Annotated in this window: 7 protein-coding genes; 1 reads left to right on the top strand and 6 read right to left on the bottom strand. The window is 44.3% G+C overall.

What is annotated here, in order from left to right:
* The first annotated feature begins 609 nt into the window (after positions 1 to 609).
* The gene (locus ABD920_RS13990; protein WP_345159892.1) at positions 610 to 1,833 is read left to right on the top strand and encodes a phage integrase SAM-like domain-containing protein; all 1,224 of its coding nucleotides are present in this window, start codon (positions 610 to 612) and stop codon (positions 1,831 to 1,833) included.
* Between the two features lie 14 nt (positions 1,834 to 1,847).
* On the opposite strand, the gene ABD920_RS13985 is transcribed toward ABD920_RS13990, so the two are convergent.
* The 6 genes from ABD920_RS13985 to ABD920_RS13960 form a co-directional block, all read right to left on the bottom strand.
* Positions 1,848 to 2,204, bottom strand: coding sequence for a helix-turn-helix domain-containing protein (locus ABD920_RS13985; RefSeq protein ID WP_345159890.1), 357 nt, complete (start codon positions 2,202 to 2,204; stop codon positions 1,848 to 1,850).
* 231 nt (positions 2,205 to 2,435) lie between these two features.
* Positions 2,436 to 2,921, bottom strand: coding sequence for a hypothetical protein (locus ABD920_RS13980; protein WP_345159889.1), 486 nt, complete (start codon positions 2,919 to 2,921; stop codon positions 2,436 to 2,438).
* Between the two features lie 610 nt (positions 2,922 to 3,531).
* Positions 3,532 to 3,960, bottom strand: a complete 429-nt coding sequence (locus ABD920_RS13975; RefSeq protein ID WP_345159888.1) for a hypothetical protein — start codon at positions 3,958 to 3,960, stop codon at positions 3,532 to 3,534.
* A 130-nt stretch (positions 3,961 to 4,090) separates the two neighbouring features.
* Complete coding sequence (locus tag ABD920_RS13970) at positions 4,091 to 4,786, bottom strand: hypothetical protein (RefSeq protein ID WP_345159886.1); 696 nt, start codon at positions 4,784 to 4,786, stop codon at positions 4,091 to 4,093.
* Positions 4,787 to 5,248: 462 nt separating this feature from the next.
* On the bottom strand, positions 5,249 to 5,995 hold the full coding sequence (locus ABD920_RS13965) for a hypothetical protein (RefSeq protein WP_345159885.1): 747 nt from the start codon (positions 5,993 to 5,995) through the stop codon (positions 5,249 to 5,251).
* Positions 5,996 to 6,182: 187 nt separating this feature from the next.
* Positions 6,183 to 6,617, bottom strand: coding sequence for an NUMOD4 domain-containing protein (locus tag ABD920_RS13960; protein ID WP_345159884.1), 435 nt, complete (start codon positions 6,615 to 6,617; stop codon positions 6,183 to 6,185).
* Positions 6,618 to 6,626: the final 9 nt, after the last annotated feature.

Raw genomic sequence — 6,626 nt, 5'->3', positions numbered from 1 at the left:
CGGGTAAGCCATAAGTCTGCAAACTTTTCTTACCCAACAGCCGGCACCTGCTTTTTTATCCAGCTAAATCAAAACAGCCTCTGAGAAGGGCCTAAATATTATTTAGCTCAGGCATCACAGAGTCATCTAATTGAACACCCCCAAGGCTACGCAAGTAGATCAAGTAGATTAGGCTCGTATTAAGGCTTGAGTGCCCAAGCAGTTGCTTCAGCAACTGCTTGGTTCTGAGTCTCTTCAAATATTTACTGAAGCAGCAGGACGAAAGCTATACAGCCCATATCAGGTTAAGTAAGCTTTAGCTAGAGGAAAGGGAAGTAATAAATTTGTTTTACCTATGTTTACCCCGATTATCAAAAAGGCTCCTAAGAAGTTGATTCTTAGGAGCCTTGAGTTTTAAATGGTGGTCGCGAAGGGAGTCGAACCCCTAACCTTCTGATTCGTAGTCAGAACTACTATTGTTTCATCTGTTTGCATCTGTTAGCATCTGTTAGAAATTATTCCTTTAAAGCTCATTAGAGCACGTTTTTATAAAATATATATTTACAACTATTCTTGATAGTTAGAATAAATGTATGCAAATTGTATGCAAGAACGTATAAGGAAGAATATATGATCAAAGCTCGTACAGCGATTTTACATGATGACAGAAGGCCCTTGAGGGACGGTACGTTTCCTGTAAAGTTGCGAGTCACGCATAACCGGAAGCAAAAGTACTATTCAACCTCGGTTTCCCTCACAAAGGAGGACTTTGCCAAGGTATATGGAGAAAAACCCAGAACCTATCATAAGAATTTGCTTCTGAAGTTTAGAGAGATTGAAGGACGCGCTTTGCAGGTAATTGACAAAATGAGCGTGTTTACGTTCGCTCTATTCGAGAAGAAGTTCTTTGATGTTTCAGAGCATGACAATGTATTTGATGCTTTTACTCTGAAGATAGCAAAGCTGAAAGAAGAAGGGAGAGCTGGTACAGCCAGTAACTATGAGTGCGCTAAGCGATCACTGATGGCATTTGCCGGTAGAGAGCAACTGCTTTTTTCTGATGTGACATGTGACTACCTTAAGAGCTACGAAAAATGGATGTTAAATGAAGAGAAGTCCCTTACAACAGTTGGTATCTATCTCCGGCCCTTAAGAACTCTGTTTAATGATGCTATTGCAGCAGGGGATATAAACGGGGACATCTACCCGTTTGGGAAGAGAAAGTATCAGGCTCCGGCAGGAGTCAATGTGAAAAAGGCACTTTCACTGTCGGATGTTGGTAAGATATACAAATATGAGCCTGTTCATGATGGCGAGGCCAAGGCAAGGGATTTGTGGATATTCTCTTACTTCTGTAATGGGATAAATGTGAAGGATATAGCTCGCCTGAAGTATAAAAACCTGAGTCATGACAAAATAATGTTTATAAGAGCTAAAACAGAGCGTACTACCAGGCAGAAACTTAAAACGATTGTTGCAGTGGTCAGCCCTGAAATGCGGAAGATAATTGAGCGGTGGGGAAAAAAGCCGGTTATTGCTGACTCTCATATCTTCCCTATACTTGAAAAGGGCCTTTCTCCAGAGCAGGAGCTTGCCAAGGTGAGGCATGCTACCAAAGCAATAAACAAGTATATCAAACGGATAGCCGAAGCTGTTGGGATCAAGCAAAATGTGTCTACCTATACCGCCAGGCATTCGTTTTCGACAGTGCTGAAGAGGCAAGGGGTCTCAACGGAGTTTATCTCTGAGTCTCTTGGTCACATTGACTTGAAAACAACAGAGAATTATCTCGATAGCTTTGAGGATGATGTTAAGCGGAAACATGTAGAAAAGCTTTCTGCGTGGGATGAATAAAGACTGTTGGGCTTTCAATAATGTTTGTTCTTGCGTTTTTTAAATTGATTGACAGTGTTTTGCACTGCCTCTCTCCGCATTTCGTCCACAGTCACGTTTCGTCCGGCCCTGACCCATGATAATAAATCTTCCTCCGAGAAATATAACCGATTTCCTCTTTTACACACCGGTATCGTTTGCTTGCTGACATGGCTGTAAATTGTTGAAACTGATACTTTAAGCATGTCGGCGGCATCCTTCACTGTCAGATTATGTCCTGTCACCGCACGTTGGGGCTGATGCTGTGCTGCAAGCATCTCACTTAGGTATTGGATCATTGTCTCAATGCTTCTCAGCCGGTTGTCGATATTTTCAAAGGGGTTGTGCGTCATGAGTTTTTGTGCTGAAGAGTTGTAAAAACAGTATAGTGCTGTCAGTAACTTCTACTATTCCATTGACTGTTATCTTGTCAATCAGTGAAAAGTGTAAGGGTGCGCAGATTAGTGTTTGATGTCTGGGATACGATGAATTAATTCAGCCACACTAGTGCAGTGTGTAAGGGTAAAGTTGGGTGGTGCGAAACACACCACCTAACTTTCAGGCAGATTTCAATTTTCAGCCGCTTACAATTGGCCATTAGGTAAAAGTTCTGACCTTACCCATACAGAACAAAACCTGTCCTTGATAAAAACATAGTCCATAATTGAGCGCAATATCATGCCGGAGTCATGATAGGATCCTTCCTCGCCGCTAGCATCATAAACTGAATGGAGAATGAGGCAATCCGGCATAAAGCGATTTGCAGGTATGTTGGGCTTTCTGTAGCGTGGCGCAGTTAAGGTTTCTGCATATATGAGGCCAACATCACAGTTGCTGATTTCAGGAGTATTGTATCTGTACATAGCAGGTTCTATGAAAGGTATCTTGATACCTTTGAAATTCCCCAGCATTTGCTGCAGCTTTCTGCACTTCTGAATCGAGTCAAACTTGCTGAAGAATCTGTTAATTGGTTCAAATTCATAGAAGCCTTCTAAATACGGATGATGGTGCCTGTTTTCGGCATAATACTCCTCCAATGAAGAGTAAACATCGATGGTGATCTTTTTCATAAATTTATAGGATTAAAATTGATAATTATTTAATTTTTCTGCGTCATGACTACAAGAAAGCCAGCAAAAGGTCGTGTGCTATAAATTTTATAGCTCAGTGAAATACATAGTCCAATAAGTTTCCCGGATACTTTAAAGATTTGAAACCTTTGTTGGTTAGTTGCGTAGCAGCCGCAGCTATATTCAATTTTACTAATTCTGAAACGATTTGTTCCGGTGAACGAATTCTATTTTAGAAAAACTTCACGTGGTCGCTGAGGGAAAGAGTATTGCAATTTCGGCAAACAAGTGAAAGTAGGGCCATTTGATTCGACCATGTACCCTTATTTTATTGCAAGCACGTTAGAGTGCATTTTTAGAATCCGACAGATTCTTTTAGGGTGTCTCTGCGGCATTTGTGCAGGAACCCGTGGTTCGGGTGTTCTGTTTTCAGTATTTCCAAACCTTTGGTTACTGGTGCAGATATACTGTCATACATCAAAAAGAAATGTATGCCCCTATACAATAGCTCTAAGGTGATGTTCTGCAATTAATCCGGTGCTATTAACATGAGTGATGTGGTCGTGTAAATCTTTCAGATTATTCTCTTTCCTTACATTTTGGATTTCAGTTAGTTTAATCTTTCAGCAGCTTCAAATGGGTGTAGTTCCTCCGCTTTCACCCATATGGAGGCAGGTTCACCCCCTAGGATGATCCTCTCTATAGTGGATCTTAGTACTAGCTGAGTCGGAAAATCGTCAAATTCCTCCTGTTGCATTATCCTGCAGTACAGTTGATGGTGTACATAGGAGTGAATGTGGCCTTCCCCATCTTCCGTCGTCAGGTACCTCAGAAGGCTTGAGTCTATCAGCTTTATTGCTCTTTCATCATGTGTTATATAGGGTATGTGTGTGTACATAAACAGCCCTACAGGATTGATGTCAAATGCATCTGTTATACTCTTGTATTGCCCAATATCGATCATTGCGCCATGATACCAGGAGGTATAGGCATGCAATTCCACAAAGCTTGAAAAAGCTCTTAAATTGTTATTGTCCATTGTTAGTGTTGATTTTTGATAAGAGTTTGCCCTTCTGTGCTGCAGAATAGACTTCTGGAGTAGAAGGAGGCGGGAGCTGCCGTGGCCGCTTCACCCCTGTGAAACAGGCAGCGTTGCCCTTTAAGAAGGGCTAATCCCTCCGTTTGTCGGGACTGATCCCTTTCATTAAATCCGTCAGGAAGTTGTAGTGGTCCCTGTCAGTGTCAGGTTTATTAAGCTCGTCTTCTATGTCCTTCTGCAGGGTCTTCAGGATTTCCTCCTCGGTTTCCTTCTGTTCCTGGCTGGCCTCATCCCTGCTGATAAAGTCTTTCGCCATTATCCAGCCATCGGGCTGCATCTCCCCCGGTAGCATGCCGCTTCTGCAGATGCTCAGGGTGGACGTGCTCCCGGCGTTATCGGTCAGCCTGGACTCGAAATACCCGTTGGTGTGGAAGAAGTCCTCCACGATGTCTTCAGGCTCTGTGAGGTTCAGCCCCGCCTTCTCGTTATAACTGCTGAAGACCTGCCAGGTAAACACCGTCATCAGGCCACTGAGGTTCAGTTTAACGGCGCGCAGCCCATCAGGAGCATGGTAGTATGCGACAGCCATCAGGTTCACAGACCTTATGTCCTTGTACCTGCTGAGAGAAGGGGCTTTGCTCATGAAAATAAACCAGCTGTTCCCGCTTTTCATCGTAAGGGAAAAGCACACGCTGTACGCAGCGTTTTTGCTGATTCTCCTCTTTCTCCTTTCACTGTCGTAGTCATTGCCCAGTCTTTCAAGCTTGCTTCCCTGTATGATTTTCCAATCCTGCAGAACTGATTTAATCGATTCGTGATCGTTCATTGTTTTGTTTTTTTTGCGTTTTTTAAATAATATTTAATCGGTTGTTTCTTTCTTTTTTTAATGAAAAAAGGCAATATGATTCATGAAGCCTTATTTTATAGCTTGTTTTGTTTTCAAGTAAAATCGTGGAAATTGTATTTATTGAAGTATATGCTGTTCTGTATACTTTCTGACCTATTATACTAGGTTTGAACGCATTTGTTCCGGAGCCGGGAAAAACTTTTGCCCAAGGCCTTTATTTTTTTGTGATGGGCCTGTAATCCCCGAGCGGACGCCTTGTGGCCGCCCGAGACAGGGTGGCTTGTGCCTTCACCGGAGCGTCGGGGCCGGATGCATCCGGCCCCGCTCTCTTTATAATGCTGACAATCGTTCAGCAGGTGGAGTCTTTCCTCCTGCTGAACAAATGTCAGCAGGTCAGCCCCATGCTGTGAGCGGAGGCCTTTACCGGTGTCTTTTACCTGTTCAGCCGAGGTAGATGACCTCCTGTTCATCCCTCTCACTGATGAGGGCGACGATACTGGATTTGGGTATCTGCAGCCTGACTATCGTCCTTGGAAGGTGAGCTGTAGTATGGTTCCTCACGTACTCATCCCGAAAGAACACGGCCGTCTTCTCACTAAGGGTCCAGCTGACGCCGTACTCCTCTGATCTGGCCTCCTCTTCACTCATGGCCCTGTAGATAGTGACAGTCTCGGGCAGTTCCCGCAGTTCCTGACGCTCTTCCTCATTCATGAGCAGGTATCGGCTGCCAGGCGTGGAGAAAGCCTCCCTTACCTCCTCCCTCATGTAGTAGAGGTCGTCGGATGAAACATAGACGCTTCTCAAAGCCTTCCAGTATACATCCTCTGTCAGCATGCCCAGAAAGTGCGAGTGAAAGCACTCGAACCTGTCGTAGCTGTTGCAAAGCGTGCCGAAGAGCACACGGTTGAGTTCTTCTAACGTGATGGCCTCATTTACTTTATCGAGGAGGTCGTACATCTCCTCCTCCGCACGCTGCCTGTCTTCCTCAGCTGTCCTATAGAATGATTCAAGTTCCTCTTCTGTCATTCCCCTGTATACAGGGGTACCGGCTGTGACAGCATTCTCCTGCACTGTCTCCATGGTCTCGCCGGATGGCAATTCTCCGGTTGTTTTCTCCCCGCTATGGGAGGTTGTGGTTTCAGTGCTGATTTCTTCAGCTCCGATCAATAGATAGATTGGTGTATGCATAAATTTAAATATAGTTTTCTTCTTATTAAACAGTTGGCTCTTTTCTGATGTTCAGTTTCATTTAAAAATTATCAGCTACTGTATGAGGAGACTCCGTACTCTCAGACTCCTGTTGATCGTCGGGACGTGTCAGAGGTAATATGTCCCATGCTTTTAGCTCATCCTCATGATGAAGCACGTCAATTGGTTATTCCTTATGAAGCACATGATCCAGTCTTCTGGAGATTTCCCGCTTCTGAGTGAAATAAGGGCCTCTGCGGCTCCGGCTATCTCTTCCGGATACCTGCTGGATAAATATGGTGAACTCCGCTTCTGTGGCTCTGATGATGTTCTCTACTCTGTTGTCTGTGGTGTTGTGGTTAAGGTGTATGATATACCCCTTACCAGCTTCCCGCCTCAGGAATGCCTCTGCCACCAGGAAAGCGACAGGCCGTGGCCGTGCCTTTCCTCCCCTGGACAGGCTGACATAGGCGAAGGGAACGTTATGCCTGAAGTCGCTGATGCTTTGCTTCAACTCTCTGGGCTTGCCTGTTCTCTTATAGCTGAGGCTGATGACCTTACCAGTGTCTGACACCTGATAAAATCCTTCATACCCTTTGATGTCTTTGTATATTTCTTCCATTGTGTCCGT

The sequence above is a fragment of the Pontibacter saemangeumensis genome (genome assembly GCF_039541895.1).
Lineage (GTDB): Bacteria > Bacteroidota > Bacteroidia > Cytophagales > Hymenobacteraceae > Pontibacter > Pontibacter saemangeumensis.
The sequence above is the reverse complement of the archived record's forward strand: the minus strand, read 5'-3'. Positions and strand labels throughout refer to the sequence as shown.